Annotated in this window: 16 protein-coding genes; 7 read left to right on the top strand and 9 right to left on the bottom strand. The window is 38.7% G+C overall.

What is annotated here, in order from left to right:
- Nucleotides 1-70: 70 nt before the first annotated feature.
- Entirely contained in the window at nucleotides 71-1,177 is a 1,107-nt protein-coding gene (locus tag ACH3O9_RS06605; RefSeq protein ID WP_416445511.1) for a hypothetical protein, read from the bottom strand.
- 344 nt (nucleotides 1,178-1,521) lie between these two features.
- On the opposite strand from ACH3O9_RS06605, the gene ACH3O9_RS06600 reads away from it, so the two are divergent.
- The 6 genes from ACH3O9_RS06600 (at nucleotide 1,522) to ACH3O9_RS06575 (ending at nucleotide 7,694) form a co-directional block, all read left to right on the top strand.
- Nucleotides 1,522-2,682, top strand: coding sequence for a PSP1 domain-containing protein (locus ACH3O9_RS06600; protein ID WP_416445509.1), 1,161 nt, complete (start codon nucleotides 1,522-1,524; stop codon nucleotides 2,680-2,682).
- Nucleotide 2,683: 1 nt separating this feature from the next.
- Nucleotides 2,684-3,169 (top strand): gliding motility lipoprotein GldH, encoded by a 486-nt coding sequence (locus ACH3O9_RS06595; protein WP_416445506.1) that lies wholly within the window; start codon nucleotides 2,684-2,686, stop codon nucleotides 3,167-3,169.
- 4 nt (nucleotides 3,170-3,173) lie between these two features.
- On the top strand, nucleotides 3,174-5,510 hold the full coding sequence (locus ACH3O9_RS06590; RefSeq protein ID WP_416445504.1) for a penicillin-binding protein 1A: 2,337 nt from the start codon (nucleotides 3,174-3,176) through the stop codon (nucleotides 5,508-5,510).
- Between the two features lie 166 nt (nucleotides 5,511-5,676).
- Nucleotides 5,677-6,378, top strand: coding sequence for a CoA transferase subunit A (locus ACH3O9_RS06585; protein WP_416445502.1), 702 nt, complete (start codon nucleotides 5,677-5,679; stop codon nucleotides 6,376-6,378).
- A gap of 24 nt (nucleotides 6,379-6,402) precedes the next feature.
- Complete coding sequence (locus ACH3O9_RS06580; protein WP_416445500.1) at nucleotides 6,403-7,041, top strand: peroxiredoxin; 639 nt, start codon at nucleotides 6,403-6,405, stop codon at nucleotides 7,039-7,041.
- Between the two features lie 2 nt (nucleotides 7,042-7,043).
- Nucleotides 7,044-7,694, top strand: a complete 651-nt coding sequence (locus ACH3O9_RS06575) for a 3-oxoacid CoA-transferase subunit B (RefSeq protein ID WP_416445498.1) — start codon at nucleotides 7,044-7,046, stop codon at nucleotides 7,692-7,694.
- A 469-nt stretch (nucleotides 7,695-8,163) separates the two neighbouring features.
- Here the strand turns inward: ACH3O9_RS06575 and ACH3O9_RS06570 are convergent, their stop codons facing one another.
- Nucleotides 8,164-9,852, bottom strand: a complete 1,689-nt coding sequence (locus tag ACH3O9_RS06570) for an ABC transporter ATP-binding protein (protein WP_416445496.1) — start codon at nucleotides 9,850-9,852, stop codon at nucleotides 8,164-8,166.
- A 232-nt stretch (nucleotides 9,853-10,084) separates the two neighbouring features.
- Between ACH3O9_RS06570 and ACH3O9_RS06565 the strand changes: the two genes are divergently transcribed.
- Complete coding sequence (locus ACH3O9_RS06565; protein ID WP_416445494.1) at nucleotides 10,085-13,411, top strand: M4 family metallopeptidase; 3,327 nt, start codon at nucleotides 10,085-10,087, stop codon at nucleotides 13,409-13,411.
- A gap of 60 nt (nucleotides 13,412-13,471) precedes the next feature.
- Here the strand turns inward: ACH3O9_RS06565 and ACH3O9_RS06560 are convergent, their stop codons facing one another.
- The 7 genes from ACH3O9_RS06560 to ACH3O9_RS06530 all read right to left on the bottom strand — a co-directional run bounded on the left by ACH3O9_RS06560 (nucleotide 13,472) and on the right by ACH3O9_RS06530 (nucleotide 20,272).
- Nucleotides 13,472-14,185: a 3'-5' exonuclease gene (locus tag ACH3O9_RS06560; RefSeq protein ID WP_416445492.1), complete on the bottom strand. Its 714-nt coding sequence runs from the start codon at nucleotides 14,183-14,185 to the stop codon at nucleotides 13,472-13,474.
- 281 nt (nucleotides 14,186-14,466) lie between these two features.
- Nucleotides 14,467-14,940 (bottom strand): methylated-DNA--[protein]-cysteine S-methyltransferase, encoded by a 474-nt coding sequence (locus tag ACH3O9_RS06555; RefSeq protein ID WP_416445490.1) that lies wholly within the window; start codon nucleotides 14,938-14,940, stop codon nucleotides 14,467-14,469.
- Nucleotides 14,941-16,032, bottom strand: a complete 1,092-nt coding sequence (locus ACH3O9_RS06550; RefSeq protein WP_416445488.1) for a CNNM domain-containing protein — start codon at nucleotides 16,030-16,032, stop codon at nucleotides 14,941-14,943.
- A 127-nt stretch (nucleotides 16,033-16,159) separates the two neighbouring features.
- Nucleotides 16,160-17,149 carry a porphobilinogen synthase gene (hemB, locus tag ACH3O9_RS06545; protein ID WP_416445486.1) on the bottom strand — a complete coding sequence of 330 codons (990 nt, stop codon included), beginning with the start codon at nucleotides 17,147-17,149 and terminating at the stop codon, nucleotides 16,160-16,162.
- A gap of 47 nt (nucleotides 17,150-17,196) precedes the next feature.
- Nucleotides 17,197-18,117, bottom strand: coding sequence for an oxygen-dependent coproporphyrinogen oxidase (gene hemF, locus ACH3O9_RS06540; protein ID WP_416446637.1), 921 nt, complete (start codon nucleotides 18,115-18,117; stop codon nucleotides 17,197-17,199).
- Nucleotides 18,118-19,061: 944 nt separating this feature from the next.
- Nucleotides 19,062-19,832: an EI24 domain-containing protein gene (locus ACH3O9_RS06535; protein ID WP_416445484.1), complete on the bottom strand. Its 771-nt coding sequence runs from the start codon at nucleotides 19,830-19,832 to the stop codon at nucleotides 19,062-19,064.
- Nucleotides 19,832-20,272 (bottom strand): DUF6973 domain-containing protein, encoded by a 441-nt coding sequence (locus ACH3O9_RS06530; RefSeq protein WP_416445482.1) that lies wholly within the window; start codon nucleotides 20,270-20,272, stop codon nucleotides 19,832-19,834. Before ACH3O9_RS06530 ends, ACH3O9_RS06535 begins: the two co-directional genes overlap by 1 nt.
- Nucleotides 20,273-20,293 lie beyond the last annotated feature (21 nt).

The raw sequence follows: 20,293 nt of genomic DNA, 5'->3' as shown, positions 1-20,293 counted from the left end.
CCGATTTTCATATAAAAAGAGCCGGTTTTTGCCGGCTCTTTTGTTTGTTTATCTGAGTTTTAGGGTCAGTTTAGCTTCCTGAAACGATAGCGTCAAGACTTTCTAAAAATAACTCATGTACTTCTTCAGGGCTTAAGATCTTCCCTTTAGGAAAAGTGCTGCTTGCCAGTTCATAACCAGCTTCTGCAGAACGCATACGTTGCTCTGGTGTACCGTGGTGACCAGAACTTGTAAAGCTACAGTCGCCTATGTTAAAATACAGTTCAAGAAAATCCTGTACTCTTTTCCAGTTGTAAGTTGCCCCACGTTTGTGAGTCATATAGTAAGCAGCAAAAAAATCTGCTTCCAGCTCTGTGGTTCTGGTATCTTCAGGAGCATTATCTGCTGCGCCGTTAGGGTACCACTCTTGCATATTGTCAAACTGAATCTGGTGCGCCCACTCATGAGAAAGAATTCCAGACCACACGATCTTATCTTCTACACCCGCTTTAGAAGCAAGTTCTACAATACCATCACCTATAACGATAAGGTTGCTTGATGATGCAAAACCATCAAAAGAAAGCAACGGGCTTTCAATTAAAAATGTACTTATCTCATTTATTTGCAAAAAAGCATTTGCATTTGCATACGCGCTACTTTCAGGATATCCTGCAGCCATATAAGCCTGTGCGATTTTATCAACATCATTTAAGGTGCTGTTGTGCTGACCGTGTAACGTAATGAGACCGCTCATGTCCCAGAATTTCTCTAATTCTCTTTTGCGTTTTGCAACATAGTTTGTGTATTGTCCTTCTGCGCCAAAGTATTGCTCATCCTGATTAATGATACTATATATTTGATTTATAGAAGCGTAGGTGTTGTAGTATAAACTCCCGTAATAATCAAGATTGCTGTTGATAGAAGCATCAATAACTTCGTCAAAAGCAGTGGGCGCGCATGCACTTGGTTCTACAGCATTAGCAAAGTTAAAAGGAACATCATTAAAGATATAACCTTCAAGAGCTGGTAATTCTGTGTCAATTTTAATATCTCCGCTTTGTGCGTGTAAATCAAGCGTTTTAAAATTGTCAACCTCATTGAGATTCTCCAGTCCTGCATCAGGGCTACAAGCGGCAAGCAGTAATCCTCCTAATGCTAAAGTAAAAGTAACAGAGCGTTGGGTAAAATTCTTTTTCATTATAATTTATAGTTTAAAATATTGTTGAAGTTAAAAGTGTCAAAAATTAATTAGAAATAGTCATAATTTTTAAGTTTAATACGCAAACGTTAGATATTGTGAGATCTTTCCTATGTTTTAAATAGGGTGTTTAGTTTCGCTATAGCGAAATAAAAGCAGCATTATTCTTCGCAATCCAGGATAAATAAGTATTTCTTCTATTTGTCATCGATTTTATGCAACTTTGTCAATACAAATAATAGTGTTAAAAAGTTACTTCTAAAGGCAAAAAATCGGGTAGAATGCGTGAAATTCTGCTTCGTTTTTCTGTTTGTTGAAGGTTAACTCTCAAATATATAGACCCCATGGCGTGTGGAAATTGTGGTACGACTGAAAGCGGTCAACCGCGTGGATGTAAAAATAACGGTACCTGCGGTACAGATGGATGTAATAAATTAACGGTTTTTGACTGGCTTGCTAATATGAGCCTTCCGGAAGGGCAGGAACCATTTGATTTTGTTGAGGTGCGTTTTAAGAACGGCCGTAAAGATTTTTATAAAAATACTGAAGGTCTTTCTATCGGGATAGGCGATATACTTGCTGTACAGGCAGCTTCTGGTCATGATATAGGCAGCGTTACTCTTACCGGCGAGCTGGTAAGGATACAGATGAAAAAGAAAAAAGCGCCCCAAACCGGCGATGAAATTCTTAAGATCTATCGTAAAGCCACTCAAAAGGATATTGATGTCTGGACAGAACTAAAAGACAAAGAAGAAGCTATAAAAGTGCGCTCCAGACAAATAGCAATACGACTGGGCTTACAGATGAAAATATCTGATATTGAGTTTCAGGGTGATGGTTCTAAAGCTACTTTTTATTATACAGCAGAAGATCGCGTTGACTTTAGACAACTTATTAAAGAATTTGCTCAGGAATTTCGCATACGTATAGAAATGCGTCAAATAGGTTTTAGACAAGAAGCTTCCCGCTTAGGCGGAATAGGATCTTGTGGGCGCGAACTTTGCTGCTCTACCTGGCTTACAGATTTTAGATCTGTAAGTACCAGCGCCGCTCGCTATCAACAACTGTCGCTTAATCCTCAAAAGCTTGCAGGGCAATGCGGTAAGCTTAAGTGCTGTTTAAACTATGAGCTTGACGCTTATCTGGATGCACTTAAAGATTTTCCTAAGACAGACCAAAAGCTTAAAACCCAAAAAGGGACTGCTGTATGTCAAAAAATAGACATCTTTCAGGGGCATCTTTGGTATGCTTATGAAGGAGAATGGATGAACTGGCACAAGCTTACTACAGACCAAGCAAATGAAATTCTTGAATCTAACAAGAATAATAAACCTGTCGCCAGTCTTGAGGAATATGCGGCAGAACATGTTAATGATACTAAAGTAGATTTTGGCAACGTTGTAGGTCAGGATAGTTTAACTCGATTTGATGCCCCTAAAAGAAGGCGTAAAAAAAGAAAGCCGCAGAATAAAAAGAAAACGCAACACAAAAAAGGCTCAAACTAAAATGAGCAGAATAATAGCTGTACTTTTTTTAGTGTTTTTAGTGAGTTCTTGTGATGATAAGCGTGTTTTTCATCAATACAAAGAAGTGGGTCATGTTTGGCACAAAGATTCAGCAGTGGTGTTTAAGGTAAATCAACTAGATAGTTTGCAGTCTTATAATGTTTTTATAACCCTGCGCAACGACAACAATTATAGTTACAGCAATCTTTTTCTAATTACACAGATGCAGTTTCCGCATGGGCGATTGATAACAGACACTTTACAATACGATATGGCTCGCCCTGATGGCTCCTGGTTGGGTACGGGGTTTAGTGATTTAAAAGAGAGTAAACTCTGGTATAAGGAAAGCGTGAAATTCAGCGAAAGCGGAGAATATACTTTTAAAATAAAACAGGCGATGCGTCGTAACGGTGATGTTGATCCTGTTACTGCTCTTGAAGGGATTAGAGATGTGGGATTACGTATAGAAAAATCTAATAACGATTAAAAAAATGGCAAAACAGGCTAAAAAAGCGCCTAAAACCGCTAAAAAACAGGACTTTTCTACTTATAAAAAATGGTTTTGGATTCTTTTCGCTGGTGGATTAGGATTTATCGTACTCCTATTTTTATTAGCCGGGTGGGGTGTTTTTGGTCAATTACCAACTTTTGAAGAATTAGAAAACCCAGAAACAAATCTGGCAACAGAAATTTTATCTGCAGATGGTAAAACTTTGGGCAAATTCTATAGTGAGAACAGAACTCCGGTTAAGTATGACGATTTGCCTAAAAACCTTATCGATGCTGTAGTTGCGACGGAAGATCGCCGTTTTTATGATCATTCTGGTATTGATGCGCGTGGTACTGCAAGAGCGGTGGTATTTCTGGGTTCTAATGGCGGGGCGAGTACAATTACTCAACAGCTTGCAAAACTTCTTTTTTCAGATACACCCCAGAGTACGGTAGATCGTTTAATGCAAAAGATAAAAGAGTGGATCATAGCTACACGTCTTGAACGACAGTATACTAAAGAGGAAATTATTACCATGTACCTCAATAAGCAGGATTTTCTCTTTAATGCAATTGGGATACGTTCTGCAGCGCGCATTTATTTTGGAAAAGAACCTATAGAATTACGTCCTGAAGAATCTGCTGTTATTGCGGGAATGCTTAAAAACCCCAGACAGTACAACCCAAACCGGGAGATATCTAAAGATAAATCACTTGAACGCCGTAATACGGTATTGGCTCTAATGGCCGAAACAGGGAAGTTGAGTGAATCTGTTGTAGACAGTTTACAGGCACAACCTATAAAATTAGATTTTTCGCCAGAATCACATTCAGATGGAATTGCGACCTATTTTAGAGAATATCTAAGAGGTTTTATGAAAGAATGGCTTGAAGAGAACCCTAAAGGGAAAGATAGCGATGGTAATGATGAATACTACAATATTTATCGCGATGGTCTTGTAATTACAACCACTATTGATTCAAGAATGCAACAATATGCAGAGAATGCTGTAAAAGAGCATATGACAAATCTGCAACGCGAATTTGATAAGCAGAATAGAAATAACAAAACTGCGCCCTTTAGAGATATTACCACAGAGCAGGAAAACGGCATCATTAACAGAGCCATGCATAATTCTGACCGCTGGAAAAGAATGGCAGCAAGAGGAATGAATAAAGAAGAGATTCTGGCATCATTTAAGGAAAAAGTTGAAATGCGTGTCTTTAGCTGGGAGCAGGAAGATGAGATAGATACGGTAATGACCCCTTTAGATTCTATACGCTACTATAAAAAGTTCTTGCGCGCAGGCATGTTAAGTATGACTCCGCAAACCGGCGAAGTAAAGGCTTGGGTAGGTGGTGTTGACTACAAACATTTTCAATTTGACCATGTTAAATCTGGAAAGCGCCAGGTGGGATCAACTTTTAAACCATTTTTATATGCTACAGCCATAGACCAGCTACATCTATCGCCATGCGACACCTTATCTAATGTTATGTATTGTATCCCAAAAGGGCGTTATGGTGTTGCTGAAGACTGGTGCCCTGAAAACTCAAGCGGTGGTTATGGTGGTATGGTGACTTTAAAGAGTGCGCTGGCCAATTCTATAAATACGATTTCTGCACGCCTTATGGATCGTGTAGGACCACAACCGGTGATCGATCTCATCGAGAAACTGGGTATTGACACTAAAAATATTCCTGCTGTGCCATCACTCGCTTTAGGAACGGCAGACCTTAGCCTTTTTGAAATGGTTTCTGCTTACTCTGCTTTTGCTAATCAAGGCGTACATGTACAGCCGCAGATCATAAGTACAATTGTAGATAAGAACGGAACTATTCTTTATCAACATGTGCCTCAAACTAGAGATGTGTTAAGCAAAGAATCTGCATATGTTACCGTAAACCTTATGGAAGGTGTTACGCAATATGGTTCTGGTGCACGGCTAAGACATACATGGGCTTCAGATTATATGTATAAAAATGTAATTACAGGCTATCCTTACGCTTTTACAAATCCTATTGCCGGTAAAACAGGTACAACACAAAATCAAAGTGATGGTTGGTTTATGGGTATGGTTCCTAATTTGGTAACTGGTGTTTGGGTTGGCGGCGATGACAGATCTGTTCACTTTAGTGGTATTACTTATGGGCAGGGAGCGACAATGGCACTGCCTATTTGGGGCACGTATATGAAACAGTGCTATGCAGATGATGAACTAAATGTATCTCAAGAGGAATTTGAAAAACCAGAAAATCTATCAATTAGAATAGATTGCGATGTTCCTGCAGAAGGTGATCACACAGGTGATGAACTGCCAGATGAGTTAGATTTCTAAATGATACTTAGAAGCAGTTAAATTTTCAGTTTAGATTAGTTATAATATTTTATTTAAAGCCTCTCAGTTCTGAGAGGCTTTTGGTTTTAGCACAATCCTATTATTCTCATAAAATCATTGGTGACCGCGGCATATTTTCGTAATTTTCTAAGGTAAAATTTAGAATATGATAAACAAAACCGTTAACTCGGTACAAGAAGCTTTAGAAGGTGTAGAGAGTGGTATGACGTGCATGTTAGGTGGTTTTGGCTTAAGCGGAATTCCTGAAAATGCAATTGCCGAACTGGTAAGATTAGAAGTTAAAAATCTTACTTGTATTTCTAATAATGCAGGAGTAGATGGTTTTGGTTTAGGCTTGCTTTTAGAAAAGCATCAGATAAAAAAAATGATTTCTTCTTATGTAGGGGAAAACGCAGAGTTTGAAAGACAGATGCTTAGCGGTGAGTTGGATGTTGAACTTATACCTCAAGGTACTTTAGCAGAGCGTTGTCGAGCTGCTCAAAGTGGCATTCCTGCATTTTACACTCCGGCAGGATATGGAACTGAAGTGGCATTTGAGAAAGAAACCAGAGAGTTTGACGACAAAATGTATGTATTAGAACAGGCTTTTAAAGCAGATTTCGCATTTATCAAAGCCTGGAAAGGGGATAAAGCGGGAAATTTAATTTTTAAAGGGACAGCACGTAACTTTAATCCTGTAATGTGTGGAGCGGCTAAAGTGACCGTGGTTGAGGTAGAAGAACTATTAGAGGCGGGAGAGTTAGACCCTAATCAGATTCATATTCCCGGGATATTTGTTCAGCGCATATTTAAAGGAGAAAAGTTTGAAAAGCGCATAGAAAAGCGCACAGTGAGAAAAAGAGAATAATAACAAATCAAAAAAAACAGAATAATGGCACATTTAAGATTGGGAGATACAGCTCCAGATTTTACAGCACAAACTACTGAAGGAGAAATAAATTTTCATGAATGGTTAGGAGATAGTTGGGGAATATTTTTCTCCCATCCTTCAGACTATACACCTGTTTGCACAACAGAATTAGGAACAGTAGCAAATTACTATGGTGAATTTCAAAAAAGAAATGTAAAGCCTATAGCATTAAGTGTTGACGGACTTGTATCACATAAGGAGTGGATTAAGGATATAAATGAAACTCAAAATACAGAAGTTAACTATCCTATAATTGCAGATGAGGACCACAAAGTTGCAGAACTTTATGATATGATTCATCCTAATGCAGATAGTAAAGCAACGGTAAGGTCTGTATTTATTATAGATCCTGACAAGAAAATCAAATTAACACTTACTTATCCTCCTTCAACAGGGCGCAACTTTGATGAGATACTAAGAGTTATAGATTCACTACAATTAACGGCTTATCATAAAGTTGCTACACCGGCTAACTGGAAAGATGGTGACGACTGTGTAATATCTCCATCAGTTACAGATGATCAAATACCAGAATTTTTCCCAAAAGGGCATACTGAGATCAAGCCTTACTTAAGAATGACTCCGCAACCTAATAAATAAAGATGCTTGATAAAAATGGAATCGCACGGCGTATTGCTCAGGAAGTAAAAGACGGCTACTATGTAAATCTGGGAATTGGCATTCCCACTCTGGTAGCAAATTACGTGCGCGATGACATCAGTGTAGAGTTTCAAAGTGAAAACGGAGTATTAGGAATGGGTCCTTTCCCTTTTGAAGGACAAGAAGATGCAGATATCATAAATGCTGGTAAACAAACCATAACAACACTTAAAGGAGCCTCTTTTTTTGATTCATCTTTAAGTTTTGCCATGATAAGGGGTAAGCATGTAGATCTCACCATTCTTGGTGCTATGGAAGTTGCCGAAAATGGGGATATTGCCAATTGGAAAATACCCGGCAAAATGGTTAAAGGTATGGGAGGTGCTATGGATCTTGTTGCAAGCGCAGAGAATATCATAGTTGCAATGATGCACACTAATCGTGAAGGTGAATCTAAACTTTTAAGAAGATGTAGTTTACCCCTTACAGGCGTAGGCTGTGTTACTAAGATAGTTACTAATCTTGCAGTAATTGAGGTAACTCATAAAGGCTTTAAATTGCTTGAGCGAGCGCCGGAAGTATCAATTGATGAAATAGTTAAAGCTACAGAAGGTCATCTTATAGTAGAAGGAGAAATTCCTGAAATGCATTAGAATCCTATTATATAAATACTAAAAAGCGAGATCATTTGGTCTCGCTTTTTTGTTCAGATTAATAGGATAAATCTTCTATTGATAACATTTAAACGTTAAAGTTTCACTTTAATTCGATGAAACGCACTAATTTTTAACATTTAGCGCATTTTTTTAATTTTTGGGTTTGCTTGTTATGAAAATATTTCTACTTTAGTGGTCCCCAAACAGAATTGGTGCACGTACCGTATTTCGGGAGGAGTCCTGAGATACGTGTAACTTCAAAATTGGAGAGTTTTGATGTTATGATTTGTTAGAACCGCAGGGGGAGCCCTGCGGTTTTTTAATTATTTACCTACTGCATTATTATGAAAATATTACAACCCCAACAGCAAATGCCCCTCACCAGAACTTTCAACACCCTAAAAGGAGGCTTTAGAGTCTTAGCAGACTTTATGTATCTCGCTCGTAAAGTGTTTTTGTTTATGTTCTAGATCCCTTTTGGGATTGCATCTATAAGAGAACGTGTGTATGAACTTTGTGGCTGCGCATAAACAGCGTCTGCCTCACCTTTTTCTTCTATAATTCCTTCTTGCATGACCAGAAGTTGATCTGCCATATACTTGACTACCGCAAGATCATGTGATATAAATAGATAAGTAAACCCAAATTTATCTTTCAGTTCATTAAGTAAATTTAGTACCTGTGCCTGTACAGAAATATCTAAAGCAGAAACAGACTCATCGCAGACGATAAACTTAGGTTGCACAGCAATTGTGCGAGCAATACCTATACGTTGTCTTTGACCACCACTAAACTCATGGGGATATCTGTAAAAGTGTTCTGGCAATAAACCTACCTGTTCCAGCAATTGCATAGCTTTTTCTTTTCGCTCAACCCCGCTTCCATTTAAATTATGAACCTGCATGGCTTCTACAATGGCCTGACCAACCGTAAGACGAGGATTAAGAGAGGAATAGGGATCCTGAAAAATTATCTGTATATCTTTTCTAAGAGACCTTAGTTCTTTTCCTTTTAGAGAAACAATATCCTTACCACGATAAAATATCTGTCCTGCAGAGGCCTTATCCAGACCCAATATCAAGTTACCTAACGTAGATTTACCACAGCCCGATTCTCCTACAAGTCCAAGAGTTTCACCTTCATAAATATCAAAACTCACATCGTCAACGGCTTTTACAATTTCGCTTTTGCGAAAAAAACCTGCGTTAGTGTAATAATTCTTAGAGACATTTTTTACTTCTACTAAAGGCGTTTTTTTATAAATTCTTAAATGATTTTCGGTTCTTTCTCTTGAGTCAATTACTCTGCTTTTAACTCTTTTCTCCAGGTAATCTGAGACTGTGGGAAGTTTTGCTAAACGTTCATGCATCGCAGGTCGCGCATGTATTAGCGCTTTGGTATAATCACTTTGTGCATTATGAAAAATATCTTTTGTTTTACCCTGCTCCACAATTTCACCCCTATACATGACAACCACTCTATCTGCCAGTTCGCTAACAAGTGACAGATCATGTGAAATAAAGATCACACTCATTTTGGTTTCTTGTTGAAGTTCTTTTAAAAGATTGATTATCTCTTTCTGTACGGTAACATCTAAAGCTGTCGTAGGTTCATCAGCAATTAAAACTTTAGGCTTACAGGCGATAGCCATCGCAATCATTACGCGTTGCTTCTGCCCGCCACTTATTTGATGCGGATACGATTTAAAAACACTTTCTGGCCGTGGTAATTTTACCTGCTCAAAAAGGTATATAACCTGCTTTTTTAGGTCATTTTTCGGAAAATTTGTATGTCTTTCTAAAATCTCTGTAACCTGTTTACCACATGTCATAGATGGGTTAAGCGAACTCATAGGTTCCTGAAAGATCATTGAGACTTTTTTACCTCGTATTTCCTGCAAAGCAGACTCTTTAAGTTGAAGCAAGTCCTGACCTTCAAATAGAATGCTTCCGCTTTCTATAGAAGTAATTCTTTTTGGCAACAGACCCAAAATAGCAAGGTTTGTAACAGATTTCCCAGAACCTGATTCACCTACAATTCCCAGAATTTCGTTTTCAAAAACATCAAAACTTACATTCTTGAGTACTGATGAATATTTATTATTCTGGTTAAAACCAAGACTTAAATTTTCAATCTTTAAAAGTGTCTTTCGCATTATTCAAATTTAATAGAATGTGATTTCAGAATTCGATTTATACTTGTTCTATTTATAAATAATTTAACATTTTAATCTTTATTCTGATTATTTTACGGCGTTTCGTCGAAAATATTTGAATTTAATCTAAATATTTATCATTTTGGACTCAGGTTTGTCAACGAGACAAGCCCCCTCGATCCATTTTTAATCAATTACTTATATGACTAAAAACTACCCTAAATTCCTACTGATGCTAGTCTTGACCTTTGGTTTTACTGTGCACGCACAGGAAAAACATTCGCTAAAACCTCATGACGAGAAACCCAAGAAATTTTCTGGTCTTGTAAAATTAGACAAAAGCCGGTCAAAAAGCGCTTCAACGCCTAAAGCTATTTTTAACGATAGAGTAGAACTCGATTCAGAAAGCGACTTTAATCTTTTAGAACGACAGACCGAGAGCGGATTTGTACACAAAAGATTTCAACAGACATTTGAAGGTATTCCTGTAGAGTTTGCAAAACCTACGATACATGAAAAAAATGGTACACCTGTATCTATAAGCGGTGAGTTTTATGCTGTAAAAGATGTAAAAACCAGCCCTGCGATCTCAAAATCGGCCGCTTTTAGTAAAGCAATTGCTCATATTGGCGCTACTCATTATTTATGGGAATATGCAGATGCTTCTAAAGAGATTAGCTATGCAAAACCAGAAGGTGAACTTGTCATTCTGCCCTTAACTTCATATAAGAATACAGAATTAAAACTGGCTTATAAATTTGATATTTATGCGACTCAACCGCTTAGTCGTGGTATGCTCTACATAGATGCTAAAAGTGGCGAACCTTTGTTTTACAACAGTATTATTAAACATGCACATACTTTTGGTTTTGTAGGCAACATGCCGGTAACAGTTAAAACCAAAGAAGAAGCAGACACGGCATTTGATGATATGGCCGCGGGAATGTACGTCACTGCTTCGGCACAAACTCGCTATAGCGGAACACAAACTATAGAGACCGCTTTAAGCGGAAGCAGCTATATTTTGAGTGACAGTTCTCGTAAAGTCTATACGCGGGATGCTAAAAATCAGGCTCCGGGTAATAGTTATCCGTACATAAGTAACTATGACCAGTTTACAGATAATGATAATAACTGGACGACTGCGGAGCATAGCGCTAATAAAGACAATGCAGCATTAGATGCACATTGGGGAGCTATGATGACTTATGACTACTTTAAAAACGTTCAAGGTCGCAATAGCTATGACAATAATGGTACGCAAATACGCAGTTATGTACACGTAGATCAAAATTATGATAACGCATTCTGGAATGGTTCTGTCATGTCGTACGGTGATGGTTCTTCAAACGGTGCAGAAGGTAATGGCTATTTCGACGCGCTTACTTCTATAGATGTAGCGGCTCACGAGATAGGCCACGCGGTTTGTACATACACAGCAGATCTTGCATATCAAAAAGAATCTGGTGGGATGAATGAGGGTTTTTCAGACATCTGGGGAGCTGTGGTAGAGCACTACGCTAAAGGTAATGGCAATGATTTAAGTCCGGCAGCTTCAATCTGGCTAATAGGCGATGAGATTGATAGAAGAAATGGTTCTGCTGCTTTACGCTCTATGTCAGATCCTAAATCTTTGGGTCAGCCAGATACTTATGGTGGTTCATATTGGGTAAATCCTAATTGTACACCTACAAGTAATAATGATTACTGTGGTGTTCATACAAACTCCGGAGTTTTAAATCACTGGTTCTATTTAGTAACTGCCGGTGGTTCTGGTAGTAATGATGTAGGCGATGTTTATGATGTTGCTGGCATAGGTATCACCAAAGCCGCAGATATTACTTATCGCACAGAATCTGTTTATCTTTCAGCAAACTCTACTTATGCTAATGCTCGTTCTGGTTCTATTCAGGCAGCTATAGATCTATATGGAGCAGGTAGCGCAGAAGAGCAAGCTGTAACCAATGCCTGGTACGCAGTAAATGTGGGTGAAGCTTACGGCGGTGGCGGTAGTTCTACATATTGTACTTCTGCAGGAAACAGCGTAAGTGATGAATATATTGGTCGGGTACAATTAGAAAGCATAGACAATGCATCTGGTGCAACTAGCGGTTATACAGATTTTACCGCTGTTTCTACAAGTCTTACTAAAGGTGCTTCTTCAACAATAACAATTACTCCTACTTGGACAGGAACGGTTTATTCTGAAGGCTATGCCGTTTGGATAGATTACAACCAAAATGAAAGCTTTGATGATTCTGGCGAATTAGTTTTCAGCCGCTCTGCAACGACTTCCAGTTCTATTTCCGGAAGCTTTACAGTGCCAACTTCAGCGCTCGATGGCGAAACAAGAATGCGTGTTTCAATGAAGTATAACGGAATTCCTTCTTCTTGTGAATCCTTTTCTTACGGTGAGGTAGAAGATTACACGGTTGTCTTTGGTGGTGGCGGAAGCACAGCAGATACACAGGCACCTTCTGTTCCTGCAGGTCTTGCGGCTTCTAATATTACAGATACAACTGCAGATCTTTCCTGGAATGCTTCTTCAGATAATGTAGGAGTAACAGGTTATGATGTTTATGAAGGCAGTACGTTATTAGGAACTGTAACCGGTACTTCTGCAAATATTACAGGTCTTACGGCTGCTACAACTTATAGTTTCTCAGTTAGAGCTAAAGATGCCGCAGGTAATATTTCAGCATCAAGTTCTACCGTTAGTGTTACAACTACAGGCGGTTCTACAGGTGGCGGAGCAAACGATACGCTTATTGCCAGTTATTTTGAGAGCGGCTGGGATGGCTGGTCAGACGGTGGTAGCGATTGCGCTCGTTATAGCGGTTCACGTTCCTCAGAAGGTAGCTATTCAATCTACATCAGAGATAATTCAGGGACTGCCTCTTCTATGACAAGTTCAGCGGTAAATCTTACTCCTTATGATAATGTAGATATCACTTTCTCTTTCTACTCATACAGTATGGAAAATGGCGAAGATTTCTGGGTACGTTACAACAGTGGTTCAGGATGGCAAACGGTTGCTGCTTACGCTAGAGGAACAAGCTTTAATAATAACACGTATTATACAGCTACTATCAATATGAGCAGCGCAGATTATAGCTTTACAAATGGTGCTCAATTCAGGTTTCAGTGTGATGCAAGTGCAAATAATGACTTGATCTATATTGACGAAGTGGTAATTACAGGAACTTCTGGTGCTGGTGTGATGCCAAATAGTTTAGTAGAAACAGGAACTGTACAAACCTTTGGCGGAAATATGGATGGAAATGCCGATTTTGAGGGCGATTTCACCATTTATCCTAATCCGGCGGCAGATTTTGCTGAGGTAAAATTGATGCTTGATATAGAAGATTCACCGATCAACATTAAGCTTTCTGTTTACGACATCCGCGGAAGCGTGGTTTTGAGCAAATCGTATACTGAAGTAACTGATGATGTATTTGGCGAAAAACTAGATGTTTCTCAGTTAAAATCGGGAATCTATTTTGTCGAAATCACTTCAGATAATGGAATGCTGGAAACTCAAAAACTAATTAAAAATTAGATATAACCAAGTTAAAACTCGTGTAACTAAAAACCCGAAGCTTAAATGCTTCGGGTTTTTTTATACCGAAATTATTTCAGCATCATCCAGTAATTTCTCGTTGCGCAATCTTAGAATAATCTGAGCGACAGCAACAACATCCCTTTCGCAATACAAAACAATGCGGTTGAGATCATTTTCCTCATAAAAGACGTCACGTACTTCGCTACCGTCAATATCGGTTTTAGGAGACGGAATATTTAGAATTTTCGTCAGGAGTTTAAGCGAAGTATAATGTTTGTAGTCACCAAATTTCCACAATTCTAAAGTATCCAAATGAGGAACTTCCCATGGTTTTTTACCAAAGAAATTCAGTTTAAACGGAAGCTCGATACTATGAATAATCATGCGGCGTGCTATAAAAGGGTAATCAAACTCTTTCCCGTTATGCGCGCATAAAACATTCTGCGGTTTATTGAAATGCGTTTCAAGAAGTGTTTTAAATTCCCTTAAAATCTCTTCTTCTTCACCGGAAAACGAAGTTGTTCTAAAGTTTCTGTTTTCTCCTTGAATTTTAAAATAACCCACAGAAAGACAGATGATTTTACCAAATTCTGCCCAAATCCCTGCGCGGTCATAAAACTCTTCTGCAGTAAACTCTTCCTTTCGCTGATATTTTGTTTTATCAGCGTAAAGTTGCTGCATCTCTTCAGATAAAAGACCAAAAGACTTCACCTCAGGAACAGTTTCGATATCAAGAAATAGAATATTTTCAAGTTTAATTCTTTTCAGCATAGATAAATTTTTTAAGCGCGTCCTGTCGTGCTGATTCCGATAGCTATCGGAACAGCATCGCACAAGTGCATGAGACCCTGAAATAAATTCAGGGTGACGAAAAAACGTTTAGTTTTTTATAAAATCAGCTTTCTGAGGGTAGAAATCGGGATTTAATATATAAAAATTAGCCGTAGAAAAAGAATAGGATCAAGAATCTCAGGACAAGCCCACTAGATATATTTTTGAAAATTCATTTTCTAATCGAAGCAAAACGTAGGTAATTAAATCCTCTGCAGTCATTAAAACAGAGTAGTCTGCTGCGCCGGACTTTCGTGTGCCAGCAGCCACTTTTTACGCCATAATCCGCCGGCGTAACCGGTAAGCGATTGATTACTTCCAATCACACGATGACAGGGAATGATTATCGAAATGGGATTTTTACCGTTTGCGCTGGCCGCTGCGCGTATGACTTTAGGATCACCCAGTTGCTTGGCCATATCTAGATAAGAAGTGGTTTTACCAAAAGGAATATTCTCAAGTTCCTTCCATACTTTTTGCTGAAAAACAGTGCCTTGTGGAGTAAGCTTTAGCCGAAAATCCTGACGTTTTCCATCAAAATATTCTTCAAGTTGAGAATACGCTTCTTGCAAACATGCTGGTACTGTGAGCGATTGAGAATATTCGTCATCAAGAAAAATAACCGAAAGAAGACCAGAATCGTCACCTTTTATTTCAATCGTTCCTAGTTCAGTGTTGAGGTTTGCGGTTTCCATTTAGCTTGTGCGTTCGTTCTCTTCTTTTTGAAAAGTAATCCCCATGCGTTTTGCCCTGTGCTCCCAGTTTTTTCTGGCTTGTTTTTGCATATCCTCTACAGTGTCGCTTTCGTCCATTATTTCAAGTCCCAAGAGCGTTTCTATAATATCTTCCATGGTTACGATGCCAATTGTATTTCCAAATTCATCTACAACCAAGGAGATATGTTCGCGTTTCTGAATAAAACTTTCAAACAATTCAGGTATTGGTTTATCTGCTGAAACAATGGGAATTTCACGCTTTAGATCAGCCAAGGTTTTGTCATGACGTTCTTCTACAATTTCTTCCAGCACGTCGTCTTTTAAGATAAAACCAGTGATATTATGCGATTTATCCTTGTAAACAGGCACTCGTGAAAACTTTAGATGTTTATGATTTTCATGAAAATCCCGCAGACTTACATCTTCATTTTCGGTTGTAACCACGGGAAACGGAGTCATCACATCTTTCGCCTCAACAGATTTAAAAACCAGCATATTTTTAATAACTGTAGTTTCATTATCTGCTATTGCTCCTTCCTGTTCGGCAGTATCTGTTAATGCCATAAACTCTTCCCGGCTCATCGTATTTACATGAGCAGACTTACCAATAAGACGAGTGGTTAACATTAATAGCCACAAAATACCTGTATATCGCAGCGGAAACAAAATGATCGTTAAGAATTTTGCTGCAAAATTACCCAGAAATTTCCAGTATGTAGCGCCAATGGTTTTAGGAATAATTTCAGAAATTACTAAAATAAGAAGCGTCATAATCGCCGAAACAATACCCACGGCGTGACTACCGCTTTCTCCTTCTCCCCAAACATTTTCAGCCTGCACGCCTACCAGAATTGCACCTACTGTATGCGCAATGGTGTTTAGTGTGAGAATCGCTATTAACGGTTTGTCAATGTCTTTTTTAAACTTTTCAAGCGTATGCGCATATCGCTTTCCCTCGTTGGTCTTGATCTTGATATAAGTGGGAGTAACGCTAAGCAAAACTGCCTCTAATATAGAACACAAGAAGGAAACGAAAATCGAGATCAGCGCATAAGCGATGAGTAATGCCATAGGTAAATTGTTGTGTTTTAAAGGTACTATAAAAGACAAACAATGCCCAATGGCTTAAGAAAACCTTATCTAATTATGCAGGTTCTGTTAAATGAAAATCGGCATAAATAGGTGAAAAATCGGGGTTTTAATCCAATAATTTCACCACATCTTTTGCGAAATAACTGGCGATCACATCTGCTCCTGCACGTTTTATGGCAAGAATTTGTTCCATCATAACGGCATCGTGATCCAGCCAGCCTCTTTCTGAAGCTGCCTTTATCATAGCATATTCACCGCTTACCTGATAAACAGCAACCGGCACATTCACTGCATTTTTAATATCACGTACAATATCCAAATAGCAAAGTCCGGGTTTTATCATTACAATATCTGCCCCTTCATCAATATCCATCAGGGTTTCTTTAATGGCTTCACTGCGGTTTGCAGGATCCATCTGGTAGGTTTTTTTGTCTTTCGGAATATTCTGTGCATCGACAGGAGCCGAATCTAAAGCATCCCGAAACGGACCATAAAAAGCAGAAGCAAATTTAGCCGAATAGCTCATAATACCGGTATCAAAGAAACCTTCATCTTCTAACAGCGTACGCATTTCAAAAATGCGACCGTCCATCATATCGCTGGGAGCGATAAAATCTGCACCTGCACGAGCATGAGAAAGTCCCATTTCAGCAAGAATAGCAGCAGAATCGTCATTCAATATTTTTCCGTCTGAAACTACTCCGTCGTGTCCGTAACTAGAATACGGATCAAGCGCGACATCTGTCATTACCAGCATATCGGGACAGGCTTCTTTAACCGCTTTAACCGCGCGCTGCATGAGTCCGTCAGGGTTTATGGCTTCGGTACCGGCGTTATCTTTTAGTTTGTCATCGACTTTTACAAAAAGCAAAACCGATTTTAAACCCAGTGACCAAAGGACCTTTGCCTCCTTCTTTAAATTATCTAAGCTGTAGCGAAAATATCCTGGCATAGAAGCGATTTCTTCTTTTACGCTTTTGCCTTCTACCACAAAAAGCGGTACGATAAAATCATCGGGACTAATTAAAGTTTCGCGAACTAGTGAGCGTATAGCTTCGCTTGTTCTTAATCTTCTGTTTCTTCTTAAAGGGAACATATGTTTTAATTTTTGGCTAAAAAAACCTGTTTTCAGCCTAATTTATTTCAGTTTTTCTGGTGATTTTCTATCCAATTTCGCGGATTTTCGAGCACTTTTACTAGTTTTTCTTCTTCGCTTCCCGGCTCTGGATGATGATCGTATTTCCACTGTACCACCGGCGGGAGACTCATTAAAATACTTTCTATTCTTCCGTTTGTTTTTAAACCAAATAAAGTGCCTTTATCATGCACCAGATTAAATTCTACATAACGACCGCGACGCACTTCCTGCCAGTTGCGTTCTTTTTCGCCGTAAGGCAAATCCTTGCGTTTTTCAACAATGGACACGTAAGCTTCTAAAAAACTATCGCCTACGGCTGTTACAAAATTATACCAATCTTGCATATCCCTATTATCATCTGCCTTGCAATAGTCAAAGAAAAGTCCACCAATACCGCGCCCTTCACCTCGATGCGAATTGTAAAAATAAGCGTCACATTTTTCTTTAAAATCGGCGTAAAAAGCCGGATCATGAGCGTCACAAACTGTTTTACAAGTTTGGTGAAAATGAACGGCATCTTCCTTAAAAAGGTAATATGGCGTTAGGTCCTGGCCGCCGCCAAACCAACTGTCTACCAGCGTTCCGTCTTTTTCATACATTTCGAAATAGCGCCAATTTGCATGAACAGTAGGTACAAACGGATTTTTAGGATGGAGGACGAGACTAAGTCCGCAGGCGAAAAAATCTACATCACCAACGTTGAAATACTTTTGCATTGCAGGAGCAAGCGGCCCGTGAACTGTCGAAATGTTAACGCCGCCTTTTTCAAAAACATCGCCATTTTCTATAACACGTGTACGACCGCCACCGCCTTCTTCGCGCTCCCAGGCATCTTCTTGAAAAGTGGCTTTTCCGTCAACTTTTTCTAAGGTTGAAGTGATTTTATCCTGAAGTTCATGTATGTATGAGACAAATTTGTCGCGCATGCATGGGCGACCTGCAAGGTTTTCAGAACCTTGTAGGTCTCCAAGGGATTCAGGAGAATGTACAGGATGTATTTCTAAACCTTGTAGGTCTTCTAGCAATTCAGGAGAATCTGAAGTATGCTTCTGATCGTGAACGTATTTCATATTTGCAATATTATCAAAAAGATTGATTATTTCTTTCCGCACGGGAGCGATTAAAGCATCCTTTTTATTTTTGAAATAACTAGGGCAGGAAGAAAAAGGATACTTAATATAGTTATAATCTACGTTGTGATGGGCAGGATTAGTATGCACATAAACTATCAGGATTTTTAATTGCTGTTCATCAGTCAATCGCTTCCGCTTAAAATGTTTTTCAAAAAGGCTGCCTGTCCTGTTTTGCTGCTTATTATATGCTTTAGCGTACGCATTAAAGAGATTTGAAAAAGCTTGTGTGGCATTATTTCCATCTTCTTTAACCTGTATAACCAGATGAAAATGATTACGCATTAGGCAATAAGCCGAGATATACATTTCAGACATAAGATGTTTTGCTGCCAACCGAAGAAAGTATCGCATATTTTCTTCAGTTTTGAACAAGGTTTCCCCATTAATGCCACGGTTATAAATATGATAAAAATGATCTCGCTCTAAAGTTTCTAATTTCATTTCTTTCGTTTTAATCCGTTTTCAATCTGCAAGGTTTCGTTTTCAACCTGCAAGGTTTTAAAAACCTTGTAGGTTTTGTCGTTTCTCTATTCTAATTGTTGAGACCTACAAGGAACGCGCACGGCGCGAATACCTTGCAGGTCTTGGTCTCCAGTTAGGTTATTAGTTAGAACTATTAAATTTTATAATTTCATTTTTCTCGCTCAACCTGCAAGGTTTAGAAACCTTGTTGGTCTTTTTCATCAGGATTTTTAGTTTTTCCACTAATTAATCTTCCTGTTTATTCGTTTGAAGACCTACAAGGAACCCTCTCCGAGGGGATACCTTGCAGGTCCTTGTTCTTCTAAAAGTTTGATCGTCACGATTGACGCAGCGGTTACAGAAATAGGCAGAACCAAAATTATTCCCACAACGGGAATAAGCAGAAAAAGCATAAAAATAATCCCGTTTCCTACAGCAAAACCTCTGTTTTTCTTGACAAAATCGACGCTTTGGTTATACTTTAAATGTCTTTCTAGGGTGTAATCCATATTCCCAAAACCGGCATAATACGCCTGAACCAGAAAAAGCAAAACTGTAGTGAATAACCCAATTACCGGGATAAAACCTAAAAGTAAAATTGGGATTGTAAGCAGAAGTTCCATCAGGAGATTGCGCACATTTATGCGAATCCCGCGTAAAAGTTGAGCCGTGTTTGAAGTGTCGCGATGTAAATGACCCGAACCTTTAAAATGCGATTCTATTTTCTCTGAAACCGCACTCATAAACGGCGCGGAAAATGCCATCACAATATGTTTATAAAGAATAAGTCCCAGCGCGAGAATAATGAGACCGCCCAAAATCGTGCTTATGGTTTGAAAAGTTTCTGCGCCCCATTCCCAAAACCAAAGTCTTGCGATAAACGCCCCAATATTGTCAGAAAGTCCCCAGGTCGCAAAGATCAAAATGGCCGCAGTGAGAAAACTTATGATCATCGGGATTGCAAAATATTTCCACAAGCCCAATTCTTTGATGAGTTTCAAAGAACCGCTGTATGCTTTTATGGCTGTGAAAATATTATTTAGCATTAATCTGTGATATAAACGAGATTTTCTTTGAAATCTTTTATTTCTTCCACCGTTTTTACCTGTTTTGCTTCGGCTGATTTTTGCCTTAAAAGAGCGATAAATTCACTTTCAGAGCGGGTTTTATTTTCCATCCAGAGATTGCATCCTATTGCATTATTATGCAAATCCATTTCGCGTTCAAGCGGTTTATTAGGCGCCAGTTTTTCATGAAAATTGGTCACTTTTATGGCCCAATCACGCGATTTTTGCAAATTTTGCTTTCGCCAAAAAACAGCTTTGCAAATTAAAACCGTCCACAAAGCATGGCGAAAAGCGTTTGCTTTTGTATTACCATGATGCTTTTTTCCATATTCATCTGAAGCGATAGACATTGCCCGCGTGGAAGCTTTCAGCGTAAGTGGAATATATAATGGTTTTGGCCAAAATAATTTTATCAGCATAAAAAGCTGCTTAATACTTAC

It is taken from the genome of Leeuwenhoekiella sp. A16 (genome assembly GCF_047946675.1).
Classification (GTDB): Bacteria; Bacteroidota; Bacteroidia; order Flavobacteriales; family Flavobacteriaceae; genus Leeuwenhoekiella.
Note: the sequence above shows the minus strand (reverse complement) of the source record. Positions and strands in the feature narration are given on the sequence as shown.